The 26066-nt window shown below is 59.4% G+C and carries 23 protein-coding genes; 13 read left to right on the forward strand and 10 right to left on the reverse strand.

Annotation, left to right across the window (positions count from 1 at the left end; genetic code table 11):
- Positions 1-46 precede the first annotated feature (46 nt).
- The 9 genes from AC2FJ6_RS07030 (at position 47) to AC2FJ6_RS07070 (ending at position 11207) form a co-directional block, all read left to right on the forward strand.
- The gene (locus AC2FJ6_RS07030; RefSeq protein ID WP_170769218.1) at positions 47-970 is read left to right on the forward strand and encodes a D-alanine--D-alanine ligase; all 924 of its coding nucleotides are present in this window, start codon (positions 47-49) and stop codon (positions 968-970) included.
- Positions 958-1959, forward strand: a complete 1002-nt coding sequence (locus AC2FJ6_RS07035; RefSeq protein WP_170769219.1) for a cell division protein FtsQ/DivIB — start codon at positions 958-960, stop codon at positions 1957-1959. Before AC2FJ6_RS07030 ends, AC2FJ6_RS07035 begins: the two co-directional genes overlap by 13 nt.
- Before the next feature lie 8 nt (positions 1960-1967).
- Entirely contained in the window at positions 1968-3302 is a 1335-nt protein-coding gene (gene ftsA / locus AC2FJ6_RS07040) for a cell division protein FtsA (protein ID WP_170769828.1), read from the forward strand.
- The gene (locus AC2FJ6_RS07045) at positions 3289-3702 is read left to right on the forward strand and encodes a hypothetical protein (protein ID WP_331252066.1); all 414 of its coding nucleotides are present in this window, start codon (positions 3289-3291) and stop codon (positions 3700-3702) included. The genes ftsA and AC2FJ6_RS07045 overlap by 14 nt, the downstream gene beginning before the upstream one ends.
- Before the next feature lie 350 nt (positions 3703-4052).
- Positions 4053-5651 carry a cell division protein FtsZ gene (ftsZ, locus tag AC2FJ6_RS07050; RefSeq protein ID WP_170769221.1) on the forward strand — a complete coding sequence of 533 codons (1599 nt, stop codon included), beginning with the start codon at positions 4053-4055 and terminating at the stop codon, positions 5649-5651.
- Positions 5652-5864: 213 nt separating this feature from the next.
- Positions 5865-6785, forward strand: a complete 921-nt coding sequence (gene lpxC, locus AC2FJ6_RS07055; protein WP_170769222.1) for a UDP-3-O-acyl-N-acetylglucosamine deacetylase — start codon at positions 5865-5867, stop codon at positions 6783-6785.
- 127 nt (positions 6786-6912) lie between these two features.
- Positions 6913-7755 (forward strand): outer membrane protein assembly factor BamD, encoded by an 843-nt coding sequence (locus AC2FJ6_RS07060; protein ID WP_170769223.1) that lies wholly within the window; start codon positions 6913-6915, stop codon positions 7753-7755.
- Positions 7756-7790: 35 nt separating this feature from the next.
- Positions 7791-9440 carry a DNA repair protein RecN gene (gene recN, locus AC2FJ6_RS07065; protein WP_496668711.1) on the forward strand — a complete coding sequence of 550 codons (1650 nt, stop codon included), beginning with the start codon at positions 7791-7793 and terminating at the stop codon, positions 9438-9440.
- Between the two features lie 81 nt (positions 9441-9521).
- Complete coding sequence (locus tag AC2FJ6_RS07070) at positions 9522-11207, forward strand: chloride channel protein (protein WP_170769225.1); 1686 nt, start codon at positions 9522-9524, stop codon at positions 11205-11207.
- On the opposite strand, the gene AC2FJ6_RS07075 is transcribed toward AC2FJ6_RS07070, so the two are convergent.
- Complete coding sequence (locus AC2FJ6_RS07075) at positions 11204-12571, reverse strand: DUF3179 domain-containing protein (RefSeq protein ID WP_170769226.1); 1368 nt, start codon at positions 12569-12571, stop codon at positions 11204-11206. The genes AC2FJ6_RS07070 and AC2FJ6_RS07075 overlap by 4 nt on opposite strands.
- A 501-nt stretch (positions 12572-13072) precedes the next feature.
- Here AC2FJ6_RS07075 and AC2FJ6_RS07080 point away from each other — a divergent pair.
- Complete coding sequence (locus AC2FJ6_RS07080; RefSeq protein ID WP_170769227.1) at positions 13073-14398, forward strand: hypothetical protein; 1326 nt, start codon at positions 13073-13075, stop codon at positions 14396-14398.
- 10 nt (positions 14399-14408) lie between these two features.
- On the opposite strand, the gene AC2FJ6_RS07085 is transcribed toward AC2FJ6_RS07080, so the two are convergent.
- The 4 genes from AC2FJ6_RS07085 to cobS all read right to left on the reverse strand — a co-directional run bounded on the left by AC2FJ6_RS07085 (position 14409) and on the right by cobS (position 19643).
- Positions 14409-14750 carry a DUF427 domain-containing protein gene (locus AC2FJ6_RS07085; protein WP_170769228.1) on the reverse strand — a complete coding sequence of 114 codons (342 nt, stop codon included), beginning with the start codon at positions 14748-14750 and terminating at the stop codon, positions 14409-14411.
- Positions 14751-14815: 65 nt separating this feature from the next.
- Positions 14816-16597, reverse strand: a complete 1782-nt coding sequence (locus tag AC2FJ6_RS07090) for an aminopeptidase P family protein (protein WP_170769229.1) — start codon at positions 16595-16597, stop codon at positions 14816-14818.
- A gap of 64 nt (positions 16598-16661) precedes the next feature.
- Positions 16662-18539 (reverse strand): cobaltochelatase subunit CobT, encoded by a 1878-nt coding sequence (cobT, locus tag AC2FJ6_RS07095; RefSeq protein WP_170769230.1) that lies wholly within the window; start codon positions 18537-18539, stop codon positions 16662-16664.
- 120 nt (positions 18540-18659) lie between these two features.
- Positions 18660-19643, reverse strand: coding sequence for a cobaltochelatase subunit CobS (gene cobS / locus AC2FJ6_RS07100; RefSeq protein WP_170769231.1), 984 nt, complete (start codon positions 19641-19643; stop codon positions 18660-18662).
- Positions 19644-20121: 478 nt separating this feature from the next.
- On the opposite strand from cobS, the gene AC2FJ6_RS07105 reads away from it, so the two are divergent.
- Positions 20122-20892: a Hint domain-containing protein gene (locus tag AC2FJ6_RS07105; RefSeq protein WP_170769232.1), complete on the forward strand. Its 771-nt coding sequence runs from the start codon at positions 20122-20124 to the stop codon at positions 20890-20892.
- Positions 20893-20897: 5 nt separating this feature from the next.
- On the opposite strand, the gene AC2FJ6_RS07110 is transcribed toward AC2FJ6_RS07105, so the two are convergent.
- On the reverse strand, positions 20898-21524 hold the full coding sequence (locus AC2FJ6_RS07110) for a J domain-containing protein (protein ID WP_170769233.1): 627 nt from the start codon (positions 21522-21524) through the stop codon (positions 20898-20900).
- A gap of 108 nt (positions 21525-21632) precedes the next feature.
- Between AC2FJ6_RS07110 and AC2FJ6_RS07115 the strand changes: the two genes are divergently transcribed.
- Together AC2FJ6_RS07115 and AC2FJ6_RS07120 are read left to right on the forward strand one after the other, a co-directional pair.
- On the forward strand, positions 21633-21887 hold the full coding sequence (locus tag AC2FJ6_RS07115) for a BolA family protein (RefSeq protein WP_170753030.1): 255 nt from the start codon (positions 21633-21635) through the stop codon (positions 21885-21887).
- A gap of 31 nt (positions 21888-21918) precedes the next feature.
- Complete coding sequence (locus AC2FJ6_RS07120) at positions 21919-22143, forward strand: GDCCVxC domain-containing (seleno)protein (protein ID WP_214646773.1); 225 nt, start codon at positions 21919-21921, stop codon at positions 22141-22143.
- A gap of 7 nt (positions 22144-22150) precedes the next feature.
- Here the strand turns inward: AC2FJ6_RS07120 and AC2FJ6_RS07125 are convergent, their stop codons facing one another.
- From AC2FJ6_RS07125 to AC2FJ6_RS07140, 4 genes are all read right to left on the reverse strand, one after another.
- Complete coding sequence (locus AC2FJ6_RS07125) at positions 22151-22561, reverse strand: DUF4177 domain-containing protein (protein ID WP_170769234.1); 411 nt, start codon at positions 22559-22561, stop codon at positions 22151-22153.
- A gap of 158 nt (positions 22562-22719) precedes the next feature.
- Complete coding sequence (gene gatB / locus AC2FJ6_RS07130) at positions 22720-24231, reverse strand: Asp-tRNA(Asn)/Glu-tRNA(Gln) amidotransferase subunit GatB (RefSeq protein WP_170769235.1); 1512 nt, start codon at positions 24229-24231, stop codon at positions 22720-22722.
- A 71-nt stretch (positions 24232-24302) separates the two neighbouring features.
- Complete coding sequence (locus AC2FJ6_RS07135) at positions 24303-25553, reverse strand: hypothetical protein (protein WP_496668713.1); 1251 nt, start codon at positions 25551-25553, stop codon at positions 24303-24305.
- 128 nt (positions 25554-25681) lie between these two features.
- Positions 25682-26065: a hypothetical protein gene (locus tag AC2FJ6_RS07140; protein ID WP_480503146.1), complete on the reverse strand. Its 384-nt coding sequence runs from the start codon at positions 26063-26065 to the stop codon at positions 25682-25684.
- Position 26066: the final 1 nt, after the last annotated feature.

Raw genomic sequence — 26066 nt, forward strand, 5'->3', positions numbered from 1 at the left:
CGCAGTACGGACCACCGCATAAGGTCCGGGGACATTGAGGCGCTAAGTGGGTAAGTCGAGCAGGACACACCCCAAAGTGGCGGTATTGATGGGCGGCCCCTCGGCGGAACGCGAGGTGTCTCTCAGCAGCGGGCGCGAATGCGCAGCCGCCCTTAGGGGAGAAGGCTTTGAAGTGGTCGAACTGGACGCGGGTCCCGACCTTTCTGCGCGCCTGTCGGAAATCAAGCCAGATGTGGTTTTCAACGCGCTGCATGGGCGCTGGGGCGAAGACGGCTGTGTGCAGGGCTTGTTGGAATGGATGCGCCTTCCGTACACGCATTCCGGGGTGCTGGCCTCGGCCTTGGCGATGGACAAACAACGCAGCAAAGAGATCTACCAGACCGAAGGCTTGCCGATCGTTCCCAGCGTGATCCTACCCAAGCAACAGGTCGCGGCATCCCACGCGATGGAGCCGCCCTATGTGGCCAAACCGAACAACGAAGGTTCCAGCGTTGGGATCTATATTGTCTCGGAAGGTGCGAATTGCCCGCCTCGTCTGTCCGACGACATGCCAGATCATGTGATGGTCGAGAAATACATCGCAGGGCGCGAGTTGACTGTTACCGTGATGGGCGACCGCGCCTTGACCGTGACCGAGATCATGACCGATGGCGGCTGGTATGACTATGACGCCAAGTACAAGCCCGGCGGCTCGTGGCATGTGCTGCCTGCCGACATCCCGCAGGATATCTTTGACCGCTGCATGGACTATGCACTGAAGGCCCATAGTGCCTTGGGGTGTCGGGGTGTCAGCCGCACCGACTACCGCTGGGATGACAGTATGGGTGCGGACGGTCTGTTCCTGCTGGAAACCAACACCCAGCCGGGCATGACACCGACCTCGCTGGTGCCCGAACAGGCCGAGCATTGCGGCATGAGTTTCGGACAGCTTTGCGCCTGGATGGTGGAGGACGCCTCATGCGACCGCTAAGAGCCACCCGTGCCCCCGTCATTCGTCGGACCACGCAGCCGTCCGGCCCTGATGCTGATTTTGCATCGGGCGAACGGCACGATACGCAGCCCAAGCTGCGGCTGGGCGGGGTTAAGCTGTTTGGCCGTAAATCGCAGAGGTTCGATCCGGCGCCATCGCGGCTGAGCTACCGTATACAACGTTGGATGCTGACACCGAGTATTCGGCGCGGGTTGAAGTACGGCCTGCCTGTGTTTGCAGTCTGCGCGGCCACTACGCTCTATTTCAGTGCTGAAGATCGGCGTGAGGCCGTTGTGGCCTATGTCAACGACATCAAGACCTCGATCCAGCAGCGACCAGAATTCATGGTCAATCTTATGGCGATCGACGGGGCAGGCACCAACCTGTCCGAAGATATCCGTGAGGTCGTGCCGCTGGATTTTCCGATCAGTTCCTGGGACTTGGACGCCGAACAGATCCGCGACACGATTACCGGGCTTGATCCGGTTAAATCCGCCACCGTTCGGATCCGCCCCGGTGGTATCTTGCAGGTGGATGTCGTCGAGCGTCAGCCCGTCGTGGTTTGGCGCACCCGCAGCGGGACCGAGTTGCTGGACGAAACCGGCGCACATGTGGAACGGATCGCCTCGCGCAAGGATCATGCGCATCTGCCGCTCATTGCAGGTAAGGGCGCGGATGGGCATGTCGATGAGGCGCTGCAACTTCTGACAACCGCCCGCAGTCTTGGTGCGCGTGTGCGCGGGTTGGTACGCATAGGCGAGCGCCGCTGGGACCTGGTTCTAGATCGCGGCCAGCGCATCATGTTGCCCACCGAACGCCCCGTGCGCGCGCTGGAGCATGTGTTGGCGGTGAACGAAGTGCAGGACCTGTTGGAACGTGACGTGGCCGTTGTGGACATGCGCCTCGGCCAGCGTCCGACGATACGAATGACCAAAGCCGCCAGCGAAGACTGGTGGGGTACTAAAACCGATGTGAGTAGCAGGCAGTAACGACCATGATGACCGATCTTTATCAGTCCCAACGGGCCATGCGGCAGATGCGCAGGCAGGCAATGCAGCGCGGTGTCGTGGCCATTCTGGATGTTGGCAGCTCGAAGATTTCTTGCCTTGTGCTGCGGTTTGACGGTGCAGGTCGTCTGCATGAAGATAGTGGGATCGGATCACTGGCCGGCCAGACCGGGTTCCGGGTGATCGGCGCGGCGACGACTCGGTCGCGCGGGGTGCAATTCGGTGAAGTCACCGCGATGCAGGAAACAGAACGGGCCATTCGGACCGCCCTGCAAGCGGCGCAGAAAATGGCTGAAATTCGTGTCGATCATGTGATCGCCTGTTTCTCTGGCGCGAACCCTCGGTCCTACGGTCTGGATGCGCAGGTCGATCTGGAAGGGCAGGTGGTCAGCGAGGCCGAGGTCGGTCGGGTGCTGAACGCCTGCGATGTCCCCGACTATGGTGCCGGCCGCGAAGTGTTGCACGCGCAGCCTGTGAATTTTGCCTTGGACAACCGCTCGGGTTTGATTGATCCGCGTGGCCAGATGGGGCAGTCGCTGGCCGTCGATATGCATATGCTGACCGTGGATGCGGTTGCGATCCAGAACATCGTGCGCTGCATAAAGCGGTGTGACTTGGAACTGGCAGGGATCGCGAACTCGGCCTATGTGTCGGGGATTTCTGCGCTGGTCGAGGATGAGCAAGAGCTGGGCGCGGCCTGTATCGACATGGGCGGCGGCACGACCAGCGTGTCCATCTTCATGAAAAAGCACATGATTTTCGCCGATTGCGTGCGCATGGGTGGGGATCACGTGACCAGCGATATCTCGATGGGTCTTGGCGTACCTGCGAATGTGGCCGAACGGATCAAGACCTTCAACGGCGGCGTTCACGCGACCGGGGCAGATGACCGCGACCTGATCGACATCGGTGGCGATACCGGCGATTGGGAACATGACCGCCGCACCGTCAGCCGGGCCGAGTTGATCGGCATCATGCGTCCCCGAGTCGAAGAAATCCTCGAGGAAGTCCGCATTCGTCTAGACGCCGCTGGGTTCGACCATCTGCCCAGCCAACAGATCGTTCTGACCGGTGGCGGTAGTCAGATCATGGGGCTGGATGGGCTGGCAACTCGGATCCTGGGCCAGCGCGTGCGTTTGGGCCGCCCATTGCGCGTACATGGTTTGCCGCAATCGGCGACGGGGCCAGGATTCTCATCCGTGGTGGGGCTCAGCCTGTTTGCGGCGCATCCGCAGGATGAATGGTGGGATTTCGAGATTCCCGTCGATACCTATGCCGCACGCCCGTTCAAACGCGCCGTGCGCTGGTTCCGTGACAATTGGTAAACTCCTGATCGCGGCGCTGGTTGCCGCGATTCCGGCGTCTGTCCGCGCGCAGACCCTGATAACGCCCGAGGCGTTTCTGGATGCAGTGCAAGGCAAGACGGTCCGATTCCATCTTCTGCCCGGCGGTGGCCTGGTCGGCACCGAAGAGTTCCTGAGTCCGAGTCTCTCAGTCTGGCGGATGGAGGGTAGAGGTTGTGTCTACGGTCAGATTACCACCCCTGATGGTAAGGTTTGTTTCCTATATGACGACGATCCTGATGGCCTCCCCGTGTGTTGGTGGCCGTTTGTCTACAATGATCGTCTGATGGTGCGTTTGGCGGAAATTACGAACGGTGAAATTCAAGAGGTGCGTAGCATCTCGGACGACAGTCTGAATTGTCCAAGTACTCCTATTGGTTGAAGAATTCCCTTGCGGAGAGGCGTCGAATCCAGCAAGATATCCACAAGGCCCGTCAGAGGCCCTATGCGAGGACCCGAGCAGGTTTCCGCACCCTAAAAAAACGATTCAATCGCAGTCCGCGCAACCGCCTGCGGCCCTCGTGCAGGGGTATGTTTTGTGCTGGATTGAGTTCATTCCGCAACATCTGGCAAACAATACGAAATACCGGCGGGCAATGCCTTAATTCCTCCATATTTTGTGGAGTCTGACGATTTTTGGCGTGACCTTTGCGGTTTCGGTCGGTAGGATTGTTTAAGGATAGGTAAGAAAAACACCGCGTTGGCGGAGCATATAAACAGGCGGACAGAAGCATGACATTGAATCTTTCGATGCCCGGGCACGATGAACTGAAGCCTCGGATTACGGTATTTGGCGTAGGCGGCGCAGGTGGTAACGCCGTCAATAATATGATTGAAAAAGAGTTGGATGGCGTGGATTTCGTCGTCGCCAACACTGATGCGCAAGCATTGCAGCAAAGCCAATCCTCGGCGCGCGTGCAGCTTGGCGTGAAAGTCACCGAAGGTCTGGGAGCAGGGGCGCGCCCGACCGTTGGCGCAGCTGCCGCCGAAGAGAGCATCGAGCAGATCGTCGATCATCTGGCAGGCGCGCATATGTGCTTCATCACTGCCGGTATGGGAGGTGGCACCGGTACGGGTGCTGCTCCGATCATCGCGCAGGCCGCGCGTGAGCTGGGCGTTCTGACGGTGGGTGTTGTGACCAAACCCTTCCAGTTCGAAGGGGCCAAGCGGATGCGTCAGGCCGAAGACGGTGTTGAAGCGCTGCAAAAGGTTGTCGACACGCTGATCATTATCCCGAACCAGAACCTGTTCCGTCTGGCGAATGAAAAGACAACATTCACCGAGGCATTCTCGATGGCCGATGACGTTCTGTATCAGGGCGTTAAAGGCGTAACCGACCTGATGGTGCGTCCGGGCTTGATCAACCTCGATTTTGCCGATGTGCGCGCCGTGATGGACGAGATGGGCAAGGCGATGATGGGCACTGGCGAGGCCACCGGCGAAGATCGCGCGGTTCAAGCCGCCGAGAAGGCGATTGCCAACCCGCTGCTGGACGAGATCAGCCTCAGGGGTGCCAAAGGCGTGCTGATCAACATCACCGGCTCGCACGACCTGACCCTGTTCGAACTGGACGAAGCCGCCAACCGCATCCGCGAGGAAGTGGACCCCGAGGCCAACATCATCGTCGGCTCGACACTGGATACCGCGATGGAAGGTGGCATGCGCGTGTCGGTCGTGGCCACTGGCATCGACGCCACTGAGAAATCCGAGGACGTGCCGGTTGCGCGCCGTTCGATGTCGGCTCCGCTGACCCGCACGGTTTCAGCAGAAGAAGAAGCGGCTGAAGAAGAAGCGCCGGCAGCGGTTGCCGAACCGATTGAGGCCGAGCCCGTGCGTGAACCGTCGCTGTTCGAGGCGACAGAGGAGCCATCCGAGCCCCGTTTCCAACCTCAGGCTGAACAGGACGATGATGGCCTGCCGCCTCCGGCTTATCAGCCACGTGTCGCCGAATTCGAGCCGACGCCCGAGCCGGTTGAGCCTGCTCCGGAAAGCTATGCGCCGCAGCCTCAGCCTGCAGCAGGCACTCCGTCGCCCGAAGCATTGCAGCGTCTGCAAGCCGCTGTACAGAACGTCCCTACGGGGGATCGCAGCCATATGGCATCGCGTCCGCAGCCCGCTCCGGCGCCGCAATCCGAGGCGGATCGCCCGCGGTTTGGCTTCAACCGTCTGATCGACCGGATGACCGGCCATGCGGCGGATACACCGGCCCAACCGCAGCGTCAGCAGCCCGTGATGCGCCAGTCTGATGCCACGGCTCCGGCCCATGATCAGGCCGATCCCGAGCAGGAACGGATCGAAATTCCGGCCTTCTTGCGCCGTCAAGCCAACTGACCGCGGTAACAAAATGCGTAAAAAGGGTTGCCTAGTGGCGGCCCTTTTTCGTTTCAAAACAACAGCATGCCCCGATGTAAGCAGGGTTTTGCCGATCTGTTACATTCATGTTTCATTCGGTTACAAAGAGTGAGTTGAGCCTTTCGCCTGCGTTCCTTAACTGAATGCCCAACACGGCTAAAGCAGGCCGGACACCACTCACCGAGGCCCACATTGCAACATACGCTCAAATCTCCGATCACGTTTACCGGTGTCGGGCTGCACAGCGGCAAGCCTGCAAACATGGTTCTCAAACCGGCAGCCGCCGGTCATGGCATTTGGTTCAAACGGACGGATATTGATCTGGGCAATGCGCTGATCCCTGCGATTTACGACGTGGTGGAGCGGACCCCGCTGTGTACGCGTCTGGTGAACGAGGCGGGTGTGTCGGTATCGACGGTCGAACATATCATGGCAGCGCTGGCGGGTTGTGGTGTTCACAACGCACTGATCGAGATTGACGGTCCCGAAGTGCCGATCATGGATGGGTCTTCGATCGAATTTGTACGCGGGATCATGACCAAAGGTGTGCGCCGTCAGGCCAGCCCGGTGTTGGCCTATGAGGTGCTCAAGCCCGTTACTGCCTCGCGTGAGGGGGCCAGTGCGTCGATTGCGCCTGCGGACGGTCTGATCATTGACTTCCACATCGACTTTGAAGATGGCGCCATTGGCCGTCAGACTAAAACGCTGGACATGCGCAACGGATCATTTGCGCGGGAACTCAGCGATTGCCGCACCTTCTGCCGTCGCATAGATGTTGAAGCGATGCGCGAAAACGGTCTGGCCCTGGGTGGCACGCTAGAAAACGCCGTGGTGGTTCAGGGGAACGAGGTTCTGACGCCGGGCGGGTTCCGTCGCGCAGATGAGGCTGTGCGCCACAAGATGCTGGACGCGTTGGGGGATCTCTACCTCGCGGGCGGTCCGATTCTGGGTCGTTTCACCGGCGACAAGTCCGGCCACTCGTTGACCAACACATTGCTGCGCACCCTCTTCGAGACGCCAGGCGCAGTGCGACCGATCCTGTGCACGGCCGAACAAGCCGCGCGTTTGCCCGGTCAGGGCTTGATCTGGGACGAAATCCCGGCTGTCGCCTGATTGGATCAACTCTGCGTACAATTCCGGTGCTGGCTTTACTAAGGCGTTTTGCCCCGGAATTATATGTGCTAAACCAAGCCTAAATCCGGGGTTCGCTCCGACAAGTAATATAACAAGGATAGGCGGAATGGGTGGCACCAGGGCGGCGGTCAGATTCGCGGGCGCGATTCTTCTGACAGCAGTTTTGTCAGCATGTGGCGGCCAAGGGGCCGACCGCAGCCAGAACCTTGAGGGGTTTACCCCCGAGCAAATTTTCACACGCGGTGAGTTTGAGCTGTCGCAGAATCGCTCGGACGATGCGGCGTGGTATTTCTCGGAAGTCGAACGCCTTTATCCCTATTCGGATTGGGCCAAGCGCGCGCTGATCATGCAGGCGTTCTCGTATCACTCGGACAAGAACTACGAAGAAAGCCGCGCTGCTGCGCAGCGCTTCATCGACTTCTATCCGGCGGATGAAGATGCGGCCTATGCGCAGTACCTTCTGGCGCTTAGCTACTATGATCAGATTGACGAGGTCGGGCGCGATCAGGGTCTGACCTTTCAGGCATTGCAATCTCTGCGCACGGTGATCGAAGTCTATCCGGACAGCGAATACGCAACCTCTGCCGTTCTGAAATTCGATCTGGCCTTTGATCACCTGGCGGGCAAGGAGATGGAGATCGGGCGTTATTATCTGCGTCAGGATCACTATACGGCGGCAATCAACAGGTTCCGCGTTGTGGTCGAGGATTTCCAGACCACCTCTCATACCGCCGAGGCGCTTTATCGTCTGATCGAGTCCTACCTGTCCTTGGGGCTGGTGGATGAGGCGCAGTCGGCCGGTGCGATCCTTGGGTTCAACTACCGCTCGTCGGAATGGTATGATGCGGGCTACAAACTGCTGACATCGCGTGGGCTGAAACCCAGAAGCCTGGGCAACAATTGGCTGAGCCAGATCTACCGCCAGACCGTCAAAGGTGAGTGGTTGTAATCGTCATGACGAACGGCGTGGGACGCTAAGACCCGATGCTGCGCGCCCTTGATATCCGCGACATGCTAATCATCGACCGGTTGGAACTGACCTTCCAACCGGGCCTGAACGCGTTGACCGGTGAAACCGGTGCGGGCAAGTCAATTCTTCTGGATTCGCTGGGCTTTGTGCTGGGCTGGCGCGGTCGCGCCGAATTGGTCCGTCAGGGTGCTGCGCAGGGCGAGGTTGTGGCCGAGTTCGAGCTATCGGACGATCATCCCGCCCACGCCATTCTGGCCGAGGCCGGATTGCCCAGCGGCGAGGAATTGATCCTGCGCCGCGTGAACACCGCCGAGGGGCGCAAGACCGCGTGGGTCAATGACCGCCGCTGCTCGGGCGAGGTGTTACGGGCGTTGTCTGAGACATTGGTTGAGTTGCACGGTCAGCATGATGACCGAGGCCTGTTGAACCCGCGCGGGCATCGGGCGATGCTGGATGACTATGCCGGGGTCGCGGATGATCTGGCCTCGGTTCGTGCGGCCTGGAACGGGATGTCGCGCGCGCGGAAAGCGTTGGCCGAGACCGATGCTGCCTTGGCCGCTATGCGCGCGGAAGAGGAATTCTTGCGTCACGCCGTGGCAGAGTTAGACAAGCTGGACCCACAACCGGGCGAAGACGCCGAACTGGACGCCCGCCGCCGCATGATGCAGGGAGCCGAGCGCATACGAGACGACGTGGCGCGGGCCTTTGACCTGCTGGGCGGAGACGGGGCTGAAGGCGCCCTGTCCGACGCAGTCCGTTGGCTGGAAGGCGTATCCGACAACGCGGGCGGTCAGTTAGAGGAACCCATCGCCGCGCTTGGCCGCGCCCTGATCGAACTGGGCGAGGCGCAGGATGGCGTCAATGTCTGCCTACAAGCTTTGGACTTCAACCCCGCAGAATTGGAGCAGGCCGAGGAGCGTCTGTTCGCCATCCGCGCACTTGGCCGCAAACATGACGTGGCCCCCGATGATCTGGGCGCGTTTGCCGATACGCTACGTGAGCGTCTGCACAAACTGGACGCAGGTGATGCCGATCTGGCTGATCAGCGTGCTGCGGTTGAGGCTGCGCAGGCTGCCTATGACAGGGCTGCGACAGCGCTTAGTAATGCGCGCCGGCAGGCAGCGGGGCAGTTGGATGCGGCTGTGATGGCCGAGCTTGCGCCGCTCAAGATGGAACGAGCGGTGTTTCAGACCGAAATATCTTCCACTGATCCCGGCCCCGAGGGCGCCGACGCAGTGGCCTTTACCGTTGCCACCAACCCCGGCGCACCTTCGGGTCCGCTGAACAAGATCGCCTCGGGTGGAGAGCTCAGCCGCTTCCTGCTGGCGCTCAAGGTCTGTCTGACCGGCGAAGATAGCGCCCGCACGATGATCTTCGATGAAATCGACCGCGGTGTCGGCGGGGCAACTGCCGATGCGGTGGGCCGCCGTCTGGCCTCGCTTGCGCAGGGCGGGCAGGTTCTGGTCGTGACGCACTCGCCTCAAGTAGCTGCGCGTGCGGCACATCACTGGCGGGTTCAAAAACAAGTCACCGAGGGGCAAACTCTGTCGACCGTCATCCCGTTGGCCGACCCGGACCGGGTGGATGAGATCGCCCGCATGGTTGCAGGCGACACCATCACGGACGAGGCGCGCGCCGCCGCGCGTGCCCTGTTGGACGCATAGACCTTCTCACCTGCGCGATCCCGCTTTTATCCGTGCCGCCCGTAGCTTAGTAAGGGGTAGGTACTGATCCCCCGAGGGCACATGAGCCAATCAACCCGCACCGTTTTGCGCAACCAGCTGCATCAGGCTTTGGCCGCCATAAAGGATGCATGGCGGGTGATGCGGCGGCGCGGACCCAGCCAGTTTCAGTTCTGGCTTATCGCGCTTGTGATCGGGATCGCAGCCGGGTTCATGGCGCTTGGATTTCGCAAGGCGATCCGCGCCTTGCAAGCCTGGGTCTATGATACGGAAAACATCCTACTACTCCACAGCCACGCCGAGATGTTGCCTTGGTTCATGATCCTGATCACCCCCATTGTCGGGGGTCTAATCGTAGGGATCATCCTGCACAGGTTCACCGATGACGGGAGGGTGCGCTCGGTCGCGGACGTGATCGAAGGGGCGGCGCTGACCGATGGACGGGTCGAACGGAAGGCCGGGGTCGCTTCGTTCTTTGCCTCGCTGATCACGCTTAGCACTGGCGGTTCCTCAGGGCGAGAAGGGCCAGTTGTGCACATGGCCGGGGTGATCTCGACCTGGGTCAGTAATCGTATCCATGCCGACGGGATCACCGGTCGTGACCTGCTGGGCTGCGCAGTGGCGGCGGCGGTTTCAGCCAGCTTCAACTCACCCATCGCCGGCGCATTGTTTGCGCTCGAGGTCGTGCTGCGGCACTTTGCTGTGCATGCGTTTGCACCCATCGTGATTGCTTCGGTTGCGGGGACGGTGATCAACCGGTTGGAATATGGCGACGTGACCGAGTTTACTTTGGACACGCCCGGAACGCTGCAATTCTATGTGGAACTGCCCGCCTTTTTGATCCTGGGCCTTGTGTGCGGGCTGGTGGCGTTGCTGCTCATGCGATCGATCTTTTTCGCTGAGGATATCGGCAACCATATCCAAAACCGCCTATCCCTTCCGGGATGGCTGCGCCCTGCGGTGTCCGGGGCGATGCTGGGTCTGATTGCGATCTGGTTTCCCCATATCATTGGCGTTGGATATGAGACCACGATCCGCGCTTTGGCCGGGGATCTGACTCTGTCTGCCGCGATCCTGTTTGCCGTTATCAAAACTGTCGCCTTGGCGATCACGATGGGCGGACGCATGGGCGGAGGGGTCTTTTCGCCCTCATTGATGGTGGGAGCACTGACCGGGTTGGCCTTTGGCTGGATTGCTACGGGGGTGTTGCCGGATGTGTCAGGGACACCGTCGCTTTATGCTTTTGCCGGGATGGGCGCGGTGGCCGCTGCCGTGTTGGGCGCGCCGATCTCGACCACGTTGATTGTGTTTGAATTGACCGGTGAATGGCAGATCGGACTGGCGGTGATGGTCTCGGTCTCGATGTCGACCGCACTGGCCTCGCGCCTTGTGGACCGGTCATTCTTCCTGACACAGTTGGAACGCCGTGACGTGCATCTGGCCGCGGGGCCACAGGCCTATCTGCTGGCGATGCTGCGGGCGGGGGCGGTGATGCGCCCGATTGGCGCTCCGCGCTCGATCACCAGGGAAGAGGCGCAGGCGCTGATCCAACAAGGCCTTTGTGTCAAGGCCAGCGCCACGCTTGAGGCGGCGATGCCCTATTTCGACCGGGACGACATTCCCTGTATCCCGGTCGTGATCATTGACGAAGACGGCTGCGAAAACCCGGTCGGCGCGCTGTTCCACATTGATGCGCTGAAAGCCTATAACCGCGCGCTGGCTGCCACGGCGGCCGAGGAACATTCCTAGCCGCGATAGACCGTCGCTGTGTCACCCAGATAATTGTCCCACGCAAACCAGTACGAGATATGTCCGGCCACGCGCGGCAATTCTGTGCTGTCGGGCCCGACCAGCGCCTCTTCGGTCAGGCGCCACTTTCCGCCCTTCTGGTCGACCAGCCCACCATCTGACGCGGTAAAGCGGTTGGACTTGCGCTCATAGGCGCGAACGGCGCGTTTGTCGGGGTTGCCGATCAGCACCAAGGGCCGGTTGGCAATCGCGTCATTGATCACCCGCGTGTTGCTGAACGCATCCAGCGGCCATGCGCGCGCCGCACCGAACTGGCGGATGGCGAAGACATAGTCCTTCTGCCGGTGCAGCGACTGATCGACCAGCGCCGGAAACATCAACTCGGACGAGGCGAAATAGTCGCGATATACCACACCCGACCCATAGTTGCGCCGGTGGCCGGTGCTGAGCGACAGAACCTGGGTCTTGGGATGCGACGCCTTCCAGCTTTGCCATGTGGTGATGACCACAGGGCGCTGTTTCAACTCGATCCCGCTGTCGACCAGAGGGCCGACGACCGGTTTGCCGGTGTATTGGTTCCACAACGAATGGGTCTCGCGGTCAAACATCAGCTTGTTCGAACGGTACAGGAAGCCCGATGAACCAAAGACAAAGGGCTTCCGCCGCCCTTCAACCTGGGTTTCAAACAAGATACCCGACCCGCAGAGCGTACAATAGGCCAGCGCGACCGGGACGCCTCCGATCACTTCGTTGAACATTTCGTGCCAGCCCATGATGCGCAGCGGATAGGCGCGCTCATCCCCGTTGATCGAAACACCAAAAACCAGATCGCCGTCCTTCAGATAATCCGCATCCGAGGCAGAGATCAGCTTGGGATTGTCCAACGAAGGGATGCCGTCCTTTTGAACACCGCCCCATGTGATTTCTTCCAACCGGATCTTCATCTTGTCGCGTTGCAGATATTCGGGCCGCAGGAAATCGTCGAAATTCTGGTCGATGCCCAGCAACACTTCGCGCTTGAACGGGATAAGCGAGGGGTGAGGCACGACTTGCGGGTTCTTTTCCTGCCAGATCATCCAGTCGAACCAGTCGGTACCAATATCTTCGCCGGTGAGGGTGCGCATGACCTGGGTGATGTCATCGCTGCGGCGACGGCCATAGCGCACGGCGGTCAGCAGGGCGGGCACGACGTCAGGGCTGCCGCGCTCGACCAGAAATTTCATGCTTTTCTCGAAATCCGTGCGACTGCTGTAAAGCGTGGACCGAACCGCGTCCAGCACAGGGTCCGTTTGCGCAGACAGGGCACCGGGCATGGCTGTTGCGGCCCCAAGTAATCCTACAAAATTGCGGCGCGTTATTGACATTGCATCCTCCGGCTGATGATCGCGCGTATTCTGCCTTGCCGCGACCTAAAATGCATTCAACAGGCGCGTGAACCGGGCGTGAGCGGCCGCTTCCTTGATCGAAAACCGGTTTTGTCGGTAAGATTACGGAAAGCGACCCGGTTTCGATTTGAGAAATACAACCTGATTATTTCCGGGTTTTTGGTGAATTGACGACGCAGAAGTTTGCGCCACCTGATACGACTGATCTGATTTTGTGCCTAAACTCATATAGTTGGAGGCAATACGCGAATGAATTTGAAGAACCTCTCTTTGCGGGTCCCCATGGCCCCTAACGCACACGTGCGTTGGTTCCGCGATAGTGTGTGCAACCCCTGCTTGTTGTCCGGTCCCTTTGCTGGTGCGCGATGAGTAAGTCCACAGTGATCAGCCCTATCGGCAGAAATTTGCTTGTGATCTTGGGCGGTTGCCCGGTTTCTGTTCCGGGCTGTGATTGTGGTTTGCACCGCTGGGGGCAAGCAGATGCGCGTGTTTGATGTTGCCGTCATAGGGGCGGGACCCGCCGCCTACGCCGCGCTGACCGCAATGCGCGGGCAGGCTTTATCTATAGCGGTCATAACTGGAGCAACCAAACGCTCCAATGTCGAAGGTCCGCCCAAAATTGTTTCGGTCGCCTATGAGCGCCAGCAACCTGCGCACCTGACGGAACGCACCGTTGTGTCCGAGGGAGCACCACCACTGTTTTCTTCAGCCGAGATTGGGGGATTGGCCAATTATTGGGGCAAGCAGTTGCAGCTCTATGACAGCGGTGATCCCTGGGGCGACGGCCCTTTTCTTGAAAGCTGGAAGGATTACAGCGCCGCCTGCGATACGGTGCAGGCCGACCTCGAAATAACTGGCGGTGTCCGGCGAGAGCATTTGGATAACGGATTTGAAAAAAGCGCTCCACGGTTGTTGACCGGAACCGCGCAGGCACCGGGGTCCGGGCTTGATGCCATGGCTCTGGCATTCAAGGCGCGTCTGAATGAGCTTGAGCAAGTCGAACCTATTGATGGGCGGGTGCATCGGATTGAGGCCCGCGAGGGGCTGGTCTCAATAGAACTGGACGGAGGCGATGTGCTTCAGGCACGCTGTGTCTTTCTGGCGGCAGGTGTGTGGGGCACGGCCAGCTTGCTGATGCGCAGCGTATCGCAACTCAACCGACTAATGTTTCGCGACCACGCGCCCTATACGATCAACTGCTTTCGACTGAATCGCGCTTTGGGCTCGGCCCGCAGCTACGCGGATCGGGGGAATTTCAATGCGCTGACGTTGAAACACAAGGTGGATGGGCGCTGTGATATGTTCGCCTCAGTCTACGCGGTGTCACAGGCGCCGATCAGTTTGTTGACGGCCACTTTCGGACTGGGGCCGCATCTGAGGGGCAAGCGCATCGGTCGCCTGATCGACTTCGTCCAACCCGTTCGGATATGGACCCCCAGAACACAGGTTCAATTGCGCTATGATCTGCACCATACAACGGTCGAAGCTGTTCGACTACCTGACCCTGACGGTGACACGCAGCTGCAGCGCCTGTTGGAGTGGCTGTCAGCGCATAGGGTGCGCCACACGCTTGGGACAACTGCACCGGGTCAAGGGTTCCACTACCACGACCTGACTTTCGGCCCGAAAGAAGACCCAGTCGATGATGTGGTGCGATCGGCATTTAGCGGTTTAGTTCGGGTTGTCGACGCCTCATGTTTGCAAAGGATCGGATGCCCTCCGCATACATTGACGTCGATGGCACAAGCTTTTGCACGGGTACGGCACGACCTTCAGGCAAACCAAGCAATGCGGAGGGCGATTTAGCCCGGTCGTCCTAGATTTGTTCGACCTTGACCGACTCGAGGCGATAGAACGCGATGTGATCCTTGATCTCGGCCACGGCTTGGATTGGGTCCTCATAGCTCCAAGCCGCGTTTTCTGTAGTTGAGGACTTATTGACGATCGAGAAATGCGTGGCGTCGCCCTTATGCGGGCAATGGGTGCTTTTGTCCGTGCGGTCCAGAAAGGCCATGGCGATATCGCTGCGGGGGAAGTAGATGACCGGTTCCAAATCACCTTCCAGCAGTTCAAGCGCATTGGTGGTTTCGCCCAAAATGGCACCGCCCGAACGTACGCTCCACTTGCCTGACGCTTTGCGAATGGTGATCTCGGTCATAGATATTCCTTCCCCTTAAGTTGTTTCGGGCCTCTCCTCTGCCCTGTGAGTGTGACAGTCTTGTGTCAGATCGGCGCGGTTGCGGCATCCAACCACAGTTGCGCGGCTGGGCCCAGCCTGGGTCGGATTTTTTCCGTAACGTCGCGGTGATAGGCGTTCAGCCAGTCACGCTCAGCCGCGCTGAGCATTTCGACCACAATCAACCGACGGTCGATGGGCACAAATGTCAGCGTTCGCCAGTTCAACATCGCCCGCTCGTCGTCGCCACCGGGTAGGGCAGGGGCCTCTTGCACCACCACGAGGTTTTCGATGCGGATGCCAAAAGCCCCTTCGCGGTAATAGCCCGGCTCGTTTGACAGGATCATGCCCGGCTTCAACGGCACATGGCTGACGCGCGACAGGCGCTGAGGGCCCTCGTGCACGCTTAGATACGCGCCCACGCCGTGGCCGACGCCATGGTTGAAATCCTGCCCCGCCGCCCACAAGGGCGTTCGCGCCACGCATTCGATATCTCGTCCGGCCAAGCCCACGGGCCAGCGCAGCATCGACATGTCGATCATGCCTTTCAGAACGCGGGTAAAGCAGGCTTTCTCTTCGTTCCCAACCTCGCCAATGGCGATGGTCCGGGTGATATCGGTGGTGCCATCAAGATACTGACCGCCGCTGTCCAGAACCAGAATATGGCCGTTTTCCAGCAGGGTATCGGTTTCTTCGGTCACGCGGTAATGCATGATCGCCCCATTGGGACCGGTGCCCGCGATGGTGTCGAACGAGATATCCTGAAGCACATTGTCCTTGCGGCGGTTGTCCTCCAGTCGCGTCACCACCTGCGTTTCGGTCACACTGCCGGGGTGCTGCGCGTCCAGCCAGCACAATGTCTCGACTACTGCAACGGCATCGCGCAGATGCGCCTCGGCGCTGCCCGCGATCTCGGCTGGGTTCTTGCAGGCTTTGGGCAGGGCACAGGGGTCGCCACCATCGACGACCTTGTCCTGCACCGCATCAGCCACGATCTGCGGCAGCGTTCCCAAATCGACCTGAACCGGCCCCTCTAGCGCGGCAACAGCGTCAAGAAACGCCTCGGGCGTGTGTAGCCGAACCTGAGGCTCCAAGGGCGCAGACAGTTTCTCTGCCGCCATGAACAGATCGACACCTCCATCTGCATGCAAAATGGCAAACCCATGGGCCACGGGGTTATATCCGATATCCGAGCCACGTACGTTCAGCAGCCACATGATCGAATCCGGTAAAGTGATCACGGCTGCCCCACATCCCGCGTCACGCAGTGCGGCGGCCAACCGAGCGATCTTGCTGTCCGAGGTCTCGCCCGCAAATTCAAGCGGGTGCACCTTGACTGGGTTCATCGGCGGGGCAGGCTGATCGTCCCAAATGCTGTCAACCAGATTGGCAGAACGCACCAGCTCAATCCCGGTACCTGCCAGATCCTTTTGCGCGCCGGCGATCTGAGCCGCCGCGTGCAGCCAGGGATCGAACCCCACCTTGCCACCTTGGGGCAACTGATCCTTCAACCACGCGCTCAGGGTGGTTTCGGGCCAGTTGACCGGAGTATATTCCGGCGCGACCTGTGCCTTGACCTGCGTGCGATAGCGCCCATCGACGAACACCCCGGCGACATCGGTCAACGCAACACAAAACCCGGCCGATCCTGTGAAGCCTGTCAACCACGCCAAACGCTCATCCCGAGGGGCCACATATTCGCCCTGATGCGCATCCGAGCGAGGGACCAAAAACCCGTCCAATCCAGCCTGAGCCATCTCTGTGCGCAAAGCGGCCAACCGGGGTGGCCCTTGTTCGGGGCGCGCGGTTACGGCAAAGGATTGGAACATTTATTACCTCATCACTTCAGGGCCGCGCCCTTCGATTTATGACAACGACAGGCCAAAGCCGCGTTCAACCGACCTTGCGCATACCCATCACACGGGCGCGCGCCCTTGGGTCATTGTCGAAGAGGGCGGCAAGCTGTTCGGTCATTGCACCGGCAAGCTGTTCGACATCGGTAATCGTGACGGCACGGTCATAATACCGTGTAACGTCATGGCCGATCCCGATGGCCAGCAGTTCGACCATATTGCGCTTTTCCACCATGGCGATGACGTCGCGCAGATGCTTTTCCAGATAGTTCGCCGGGTTCACGCTGAGCGTTGAATCATCAACCGGCGCCCCGTCCGAGATCACCATCAGGATCTTGCGCTGTTCGCGCCGCATCATCATCCGGCGATGGGCCCATTCCAGCGCTTCGCCGTCGATGTTTTCCTTCAGCAGGCCTTCTTTCATCATTAGGCCCAGATTTGGGCGCGCTCGCCGCCAGGGCGCATCAGCCCCCTTGTAGATGATGTGGCGCAGATCGTTCAAACGCCCCGGCTGCTGCGGGCGACCGTCGTTCAACCACGCCTCACGTGCCTGCCCACCCTTCCATGCACGGGTGGTAAAGCCCAGAATCTCGACCTTGACGTTGCAGCGTTCCAGCGTCCGCGCCAGAACATCGGCACAGATCGCAGCGATTGAGATCGGACGCCCGCGCATCGAGCCGGAGTTATCCAGCAGCAACGTCACCACGGTGTCGCGGAACTCGGTGTCCTTTTCCATCTTGAAGCTCAGCGGCGTGGTCGGATTCGCCACCACCCGAGCCAAACGACTGGCGTCCAGAATGCCTTCTTCCAGATCGAATTCCCAACTGCGGTTCTGTTGCGCCTGAAGGCGGCGCTGCAACTTGTTGGCCAGCCGGCTCACTGCGCCCTTTAGCGGCTCTAGCTGTTGATCCAGATAAGCGCGCAACCGTTCCAACTCGGCCGGTTCGGCCAGATCTTCGGCCGCGATCTCCTCGTCATGGGTGTTCAGATAAACCTTATAATCCGGGTCCGCATCCGAAGCTGGCGGTGGCGCCGGGGGCTCCAGCGGAGCCTCCCCTTCGGGCATCTCAGCCTCGTCGCCCATCTCTTCATCAGCCATCTCATCCATCGAGACCTGGGCCTGCGACTGATCCTGCTGCTCTTCCTGGCTCTGTTCCGGCGTGGCGTCAGCGTCGAGCTCGTCTTGTTCATCCTGACCGGTGCTGTCGGGGTCAGGCTGCTCTTCAGCGTCCTCTTCGGCCTGATCTTCCTGCTCGTCATCCAACTCATCCGGGTCATCGCCCAGCTGGTCACCATAGCCCAAGTCTTTGATCACTTGACGCGCGAATTTGGCAAACTCGGCTTGATCCGAAAGAACCTCACCAATGTTCTCGAGAACGCCACCAGCCTGTTCCTCGATGAACCCGCGCCACAGGTTCATGATGTTTTCCGCCGCCGGAGGCAGATCGCGCCCCGTGGCCAGATGCCGGATCAGATACCCTGCCGCAACCGACAAGGGCGCATCGGCAGGTTGCTTGCATTGGTCATAGCCGCGCCGGATCGCCTCATGCGCGATCTTGACGTCGATATTGCTGGCGGTGCCGGGCATATCGCGCGCGCCCATTGCCTCGCACCGGGCGGTCTCCATTGCTTCGTACAGGTCCCGCGCCATATCCCCCGGAGGCGCATAGCGTGCGTGTGTCGCGTCGTCATGATACCGACGCTGCAAGGCCAAGGCATCCGCCGTGCCGCGTGCCAGCAAGACCTCTTCACGGGTCATGCGGCGGCTGACCTGCGGCAGGCGCATCGCTTCGCCCGACAAGCCCGAGGGGTCAACAGTGTAGGAAACGCTCAGCTCCGGATCGTCGGCCATGACCTTGGTGGCCTCGGCCAAGGCCTTCTTGAACGGATCAGCAGGATTGTCGTTCTTCTGCACCATGTTCGGACGCCCTCTATTCTATGCAAACCCAGAGGCAAAAAGCGCAACGGGATCCACCTTCATATGGCCAAAAATATCCCCGCCGGAGGCATTGCGCCCGATATGGGCGCAATTCTCAGCTTATCCGACACTGGCAGACGCTGCGCTTTCAGGCAATTCCTCGTCAAAACAACGCTGGTAGAACTCAGCAACGGTCTGACGTTCCAATTCGTCACACTTGTTCAGGAACGAAAGGCGGAACGCGTAGCCAACATTGCGGAAAATCTCGGCGTTTTGGGCCCAGTTAATCACTGTCCGCGGGCTCATGACCGTGGACAGATCGCCATTCATGAAAGCGGTCCGGGTCAGGTCAGCCACAGTCACCATCTGGCTGACGATCTTGCGGCCTTCGGCGGTGTTGTAATGCGGAGCCTTGGACAAGACGATCATCGTCTCGGCGTCGTGGCTCAAGTAGTTCAGCGTTGCGACCAAAGACCAGCGGTCCATCTGCGCTTGGTTGATCTGTTGGGTGCCGTGGTAAAGACCGGTGGTGTCGCCCAGGCCAACGGTGTTGGCGGTGGCGAACATGCGGAAATAGCGGTGCGGTGTCAGAATCTCGTTCTGGTCCAACAAGGTGAGGCTTCCGTTCGCCTCAAGCACACGCTGAAGTACGAACATGACGTCGGCTCGCCCGGCATCGTATTCGTCGAAGACGATCGCAACCGGGTTGCGCAAAGCCCAGGGCAGGATGCCCTCGCTGAATTCGGTGATCTGAACGCCATCGCGCAGTTTGATTGCGTCCTTGCCGATCAGGTCGATCCGGCTGATGTGACTGTCGAGGTTGACCCGCACTGCAGGCCAGTTCAGGCGTGCAGCGACCTGTTCAATATGGGTCGACTTACCTGTACCGTGATAGCCTTGGATCATCACCCGGCGGTTATGGGTAAAACCTGCCAAAATCGCGAGGGTCGTGTCGGGATCAAACTTGTAAGTCGAGTCAATCTCGGGAACCCGTTCGGTTGTTTCGTAAAAGCGTTTGACCTGCATATCGGTGTCGATGCCGAACACTTCGCGGACCGAAATCTCTTCTGAAGGATGTGCATTTGCGTCAATCGGCCAATCCATGCCTGTCGTCCTTATCTTGATACCTCAGCCTCGCGCGGGCTTTCGAACCTGTGTGTGGTGCAACATATTCCGTGGAAGGGCAAGGAAAAGCCGCTCGGTTCGTGTGTCCTGCTGGATTTTCCCCAAAAAACGTCGTGATACCCAAATGCACAGATTTCGATTCAAGCTCATGCACCAGGCTGAACGGCTGTTGGAATGCCGAAGATCGGGGCCTAACTCTCTAGTTTTTGTTTGCCTCAATTCGATACAGGATCACATTGCTATGTTGTGATATGATTGGCATACTAACCTTATGTTTGGGCAAAACTTGTGTCCGGTGTTGTGTTTAGCGGTAAAGGTCTAGATGGCGCTTTCGATAATCGGCCCTTCTTCGCTTTCGATTCCCAGTGGATCGTCCACTGTGATGCAGCAATATTTCGCGACGAAATCTGGAGCATCCTGGAGTGTGGTCGTTTCTGGGACCGGTGGATTAGACCCGATGGATTACACCGTTTCGATTTCATCAAGCGGAGTTTTGACTGTCGAGCTAACCGAAGGGGCCGTTATCCCACCGAACACGTCACTCACTCTTGAAATATTCGCTTCGACAGGACCCGGAAATGGAAACAACGACTCGCTCATTGTCACAGTTGCGCTGCCGGCAGGTACAGTTCCCTGTTTCGTAAAAGGCACTTTGATTGAGACCGAACATGGTCCTTGTCTCGTCGAAGACCTTGTTGTTGGGGACAAAGTCCGAACATCAAGCGGTGAACTATTGCCCATAGTATGGATTGGCCAAAAAACCCTTGGCGCAGAAGTATTGAAACGAACCCCCCATATGCGCCCGGTTTGCATTCAAGAAGGAGCATTCGGAAACGGCTTACCGAACCGCGACTTGTACGTCTCACCGCAGCATCGCATTGTTTTGGAGGGATGGCGTGCTGAACTGCTTTACGGAGAACCTCAGGTATTCGCAGCGGCCATTCATCTGGTCAACGACAAGACCATACGTCAGGTGCAATTGGATGAGCCTGTTACGTATTTTCACGTCGCATGTAGTCGCCACACGATCCTGACATCGAACGGTTTGCCAACAGAAAGCCTGTTTCTGGGCGAAATTGCTTTGATGTCATTCGATCGTGAAGACGTGCTGGAACTGCTGTCGCTGTTCCCCGAACTCCGTAGTGATACTTCCGGATGGAAGCAAACGCGCATACGCTGCTTGAAACGTCAGGAAGCACAAGCGTTAAAGGCGTCTCTAAGTGCATAGAGGCGTTACTTGAAGTTCCGGCTGTCTTTGATCTGATCCCAGGCCCAGACGACTTCTTGCAACTGTTCTTCCTGGCTACGGTCACCACCATTCATGTCGGGGTGCAGCACCTTGATCAGTTTCTTGTAGGCTTTACGCACCTCGGCCTTGGACCAGCTGTCATTGGCTTCAAGGATTTCAATCGCGCGGCGCTCGGTCGGGGGCAGGCGGCGGCCACCTGTGCCCGCCGTGCGGCCCTTGTTCTGCGTGCCATTGGCGCCCAGAACCTGATGCGGGTCTTCGATGCCCAGACGAGCCCAGGCGCGCGCCTCGGGGTCGCCCATGGGTTTGGTTTCACGCTCCCAAACCTTGTCCTTCGAGCGTTGCGCATTCATCTCGGCTTCAGTCGTGCCGTCGAAGAAATTCCATTTCTGGTTATATTCGCGCACGTGCTGCTGGCAGAACCAGAAGAAATCGTCCAGCACATCCGGCGCTTTGGGTGCGCGAAACTTGCCCGCCTCTTCACAGCCTTCATGATCGCAGATTCGGACTGAGGTCTCAGACGCGCCCGACATCCCCCGACGCCCGCGCGGGTTCTTTTTCTTGGCGCTGGAGACGGACATATCGAATCCGAAAGGGTCTGATTTCGTCATGCTGTGATCCTTAAGAACGCATCTTCTCGACTCGGAGGCAGCAGTTTAGTCTAAGCAGCCGAAAGTAGAAGAGGGGAGGCGGTAAAATTTTTGCCGCTGAGCATAAAAATGACCGTGACCGACGAAATCCGCACCGCCTTGCAATCCGCCTTTGACCCGCATGAGCTGGAGGTGGTGGATGACAGCGAAAGCCACCGGGGCCATGCGGGCTTTCAGGAAGGCGGCGAGAGCCATTTCAACGTCCGCATCCGCGCCGCCGCGTTCGAAGGCCAATCCCGCGTCGCCCGCCACCGCGCCGTTCACAAGGCGCTGGGGGACATCGTGCCGCGTATCCATGCGCTGGCGCTGGATATCGGGGTGTGAAAGCGCCAAGATGGCGGAAACCGAGGTGAACATGGACGGATCGCAAACAAAAGTGACACTCGAATCCACTCTGACCTGCCCGTCTTGCGGGCATGTCGAAACGGAAACCATGCCCACAGATGCGTGCCAGTGGTTCTATGAATGCAAGTCCTGTCAAGCCGTGCTGAAACCGTTGGACGGCGACTGCTGCGTCTTTTGTTCTTACGCGACAGTGCCCTGCCCACCGATCCAAGAGGGCAATTCCTGCTGCGCGTAAGTGTGTCTCAGGGTTTTTCCTGCGGTTCTGGGGCGGCTTCCGAGCCTTTCAACGACAGCGGCGGCTCTTTCACCTCTTCCGCAATCGGGGCCGGGGCCACGACCATTTCGGGGCCCGGAACAGGCTGGGCCAAAGGTACGCCTTCGGGTGTTTCCGTCGGGCCGCGGGTAGAGACGAAACTTAGTTCGATTTCGCGCCGGAACACCAGAACATTGCGCCAGTTCACGGTTGAGCCAGTCAGACCCGTTCGTTCCTCGCTGGGCAGTAACTCCGCACGCTGATATTCCCAGCCGTCCTGCCCCATCTGGTTGAGCACCTGTTCGACCGAGGCCGCAAACCGGTCCTCGGCGGTTTTGGCCCCTTTGGCCTTGCCGCTTTTCTGCGGGGCGGGGACGACTTTGTATTCGTAGCGCGGCATCGGATCTTCCTACCTGTTCGTTCCCGGCAATCTAGCATTTTGAGGCCATTGGGAAAGTCTCCTTCGCGTGGTGCCCGGCTTGTGTTGCCCGGACACAGCGCAAAAGAAAGGCGGCAGTGGGTATGCCCTCTGCCGCCCTTTCATCAATTTCTGTAGATTTAACCGCCCAGCTTCTTGGCAACCAGTTCGTTCACGGCCTTGGGGTTGGCTTTGCCGCCGGTGGCTTTCATCACCTGACCAACGAACCAGCCCGCCAGTTTCGGGTTCACCTTGGCTTTTTCCACCTGCGCGGGGTTGGCTGCGATGATCTCGTCCAAAGCGGCCTCAATCGCACCAGTGTCGGTGACTTGCTTCATACCGCGTTCTTCCACGATCTGCGCGGGGTCGCCGCCTTCGGTATAAACGATCTCGAAAAGATCCTTGGCGATCTTGCCCGAGATAGCATCCGAGGAAATCAGGTCGATGATCCCACCCAGCTGCGTGGGCGATACCGGGCTGTCGGTGATGTCGTGGTCTTCTTTCTTTAACCGGCCGAACAGTTCGTTGATCACCCAGTTCGCGGCCAGCTTGCCGTTGCGGCCCTGTGCGACCTCTTCGAAATAGGCTGCCGATTCCACCTCGGCAGTCAGGACCGAGGCGTCATAGTCGGTCAGGCCGAATGCCTCAATGAACCGCGCCTTTTTGGCGTCGGGCAGTTCGGGCAATTTGGCGGCAATGTCGTCGACCCAGCCTTGTTCAATTTCTAATGGCAGCAGGTCGGGATCGGGGAAATAGCGGTAATCATGCGCCTCTTCCTTGGACCGCATCGAGCGTGTCTCACCCTTGTCCGGGTCATAGAGGCGGGTCTCCTGCTCTACTTCCCCACCAGCTTCAACGATGGCGATCTGACGACGGGCTTCGACCTCAATCGCTTGCTGGATGAACCGCATCGAGTTCATGTTCTTGATCTCGCAGCGCGTTCCCAGATGCGAGAAATCCTGCGTTTCCTGATACTTCTCATACGCGCCCGGCAAACAGATCGAGACGTTCACGTCTGCCCGCAGGTTGCCGTTCTGCATGTTGCCATCACAGGTGCCCAGGTAACGCATGATCTGGCGCAGCTTTGCGATATAGGCGGCGGCCTCTTCGGGGCCACGGATGTCGGGGCGCGACACGATCTCCATCAGGCAGACGCCCGTCCGGTTCAGGTCGACGAAGGACATATGCGGGTCCATGTCGTGGATCGACTTGCCCGCGTCCTGCTCCATATGGATGCGTTCAATACGGACCATGCGCGCGGTGCCGTCGCCCATCTCGACCAGCACTTCGCCTTCGCCCACGATGGGGTGGTAGAGCTGGGAAATCTGATATCCCTGCGGCAGGTCAGGGTAGAAATAATTCTTACGGTCAAAGGCTGATTTCAAGTTGATATCCGCCTTCAAACCCAGCCCGGTGCGCACCGCCTGTTCAACGCAGTATTCGTTGATGACCGGCAGCATCCCCGGCATCGCCGCGTCCACGAAGGCCACGTTTGAATTGGGTTCGGCTCCGAATTGTGTCGATGCGCCCGAGAAAAGCTTGGCGTTGGATGAGACCTGAGCGTGCACCTCCATCCCGATGACCAGTTCCCAATCGTGCTTGGCACCGGCAATGGTTTTGATTTTGGGCATTTCATATGTCAGGTCGAGCATGGCGCGCCTCTATTTCCGCAGAAGTCTAAGCCTGCGTATTAGGCGTGCCACGCCAAAGGGGCAAGGGGGAATCAGTGGCTGGACAGGCGCGGGCCCGAGGGGGTGAAGGTCACATCCATGCCCTTGCGCAGTTCTTCGCTGAACAGGTTGCCAATCGCACGCAGCGCGTCGCGGTGGCCGCGTGCGGCAAACCGCTCGGTCGAGTTGATGCGCACAGCGTTGTTGAACCCGTTTGCGGCATGGGCCCAGACCAGCGGGTGCAGCTCGGTCAGGTGGTCACGGATCAGCCAGTTCGCAGCCTCGTGGATTTGCGCCCGTACGGCGTCGGCTTGGGCGTTCTGACCCTGACCCTTTTTGATCGTGATGGCGCAATAGGCGGCCAGCATGTTGACCATTTCCTGATCGGGGCGATGGCGCAGAATGTCGCGCAGACCTTGCAGGAAATATTCGACATCCAACCGTGCACAGGCTTCGTCATCCAGGACAATGGCGTCGAATTGGGCCCAGGTATACCCGCCTGCGCCCCAGATATCATGGGTGCGGGCGGCATTGCGCAGGGCTTGCACCTCAAGCTCTTCGTAGCTGCCGAACCAGCGCGGCAGCAGATGCGTGCCCATAGCGCGCATGTGGCGCTGGTTATGCGGGTCCAGCGTGATCAGACGTTCGTATTTGTCGGCCACGCGGACGCGCGTCTTGCGCTGTCCCGCCAGCAGAGCGCAATCGGCAGCTGCCACCAGAGGGCTGTCCGGCGCCGTTTCGCGACAAGCAGGCAAGATAGCCGCAGCCCGGTCGAAATGCGCGGTACAGCGCGATTGATGCAGCGGCGGCAGATTGGCCTCGGTGGCCGTGCCACGCCACGCCCATGCGATGTCGATATGCGCCAGCGCAACCACCAGCGCGATCATCGGATCACCGGCGTTTTCGCGCATTTCGTCTTCCAACTCTGAGATACCGCCCAGCAGGTCATAGTCCCGCACTTCTTTCAAGTCGGACAGGGCATGTTCGACGGCCAGAACCACATCTGCCCGGGCCCCGAAGGCCAGCAGATCGGCAATCGGCATCCCGTCCGGGGCAGACGTGCGCGCCTCATCCGCTGCTTTCATTTCCTGCGACAAAACCGTCCACAGGCCCTGACGCGCCAAATGGCGGCCCCGCTCGATCGCATCGCGACCAGCGATGTCGTCCTCGCGGGCATCGGCCAGCGGTATGTTCACTTGCCCCCGATTCGGGAACACGGATGCGACATCTGCTGACAGATGCAAATCTGCTGGCATTTCGGGGACAAGGGCGCTGGGCGCAGTGGATCGGAAAAACCGCAACATGGTGAAACTCGGTAACTGTAAAAACTGGCAACTGCTGAACTGTCGCCGCGAATTGATTCAAATTCAAGATTTTGGGCCTGTTTTGCACACAATTTGGGAACAATGAGGTCTTGAGATGGGGATTATGCCTAGAAAACCGTAAAGTGATGACGCTTTACCCGAAGCCCCGCTTGCTGCAAAAGCCGCTCGAATTCCCGGTGCGGAGGGGTCGATTCATCGGGCAGGCGAATCTTTTTCTCGGACCTAAGCACAAGTGAAACGCGCACGCTGAAGTCCCAGCGGGTGTCCATGCGCACGTGGTCGATATCGGCCAGATTGACCTCGGCCTGACGCGCGCCGGTGAACCAGCTGATCCGGTCCGGACCCAAGGTCAGACCGGCGCTGGTGCCGCGCGCAAAATCCCACAGCGCGGGCAGGGTGGTCAGCGCCAACAGCGCCATCAGCCACCACGCCGCATCAAACAGGATCACCAGGGCAATCAGTGCCCCATACACGCAGAGCAGGATCGCCAAA

It is taken from the genome of Ruegeria sp. CDSA089 (genome assembly GCF_059612205.1).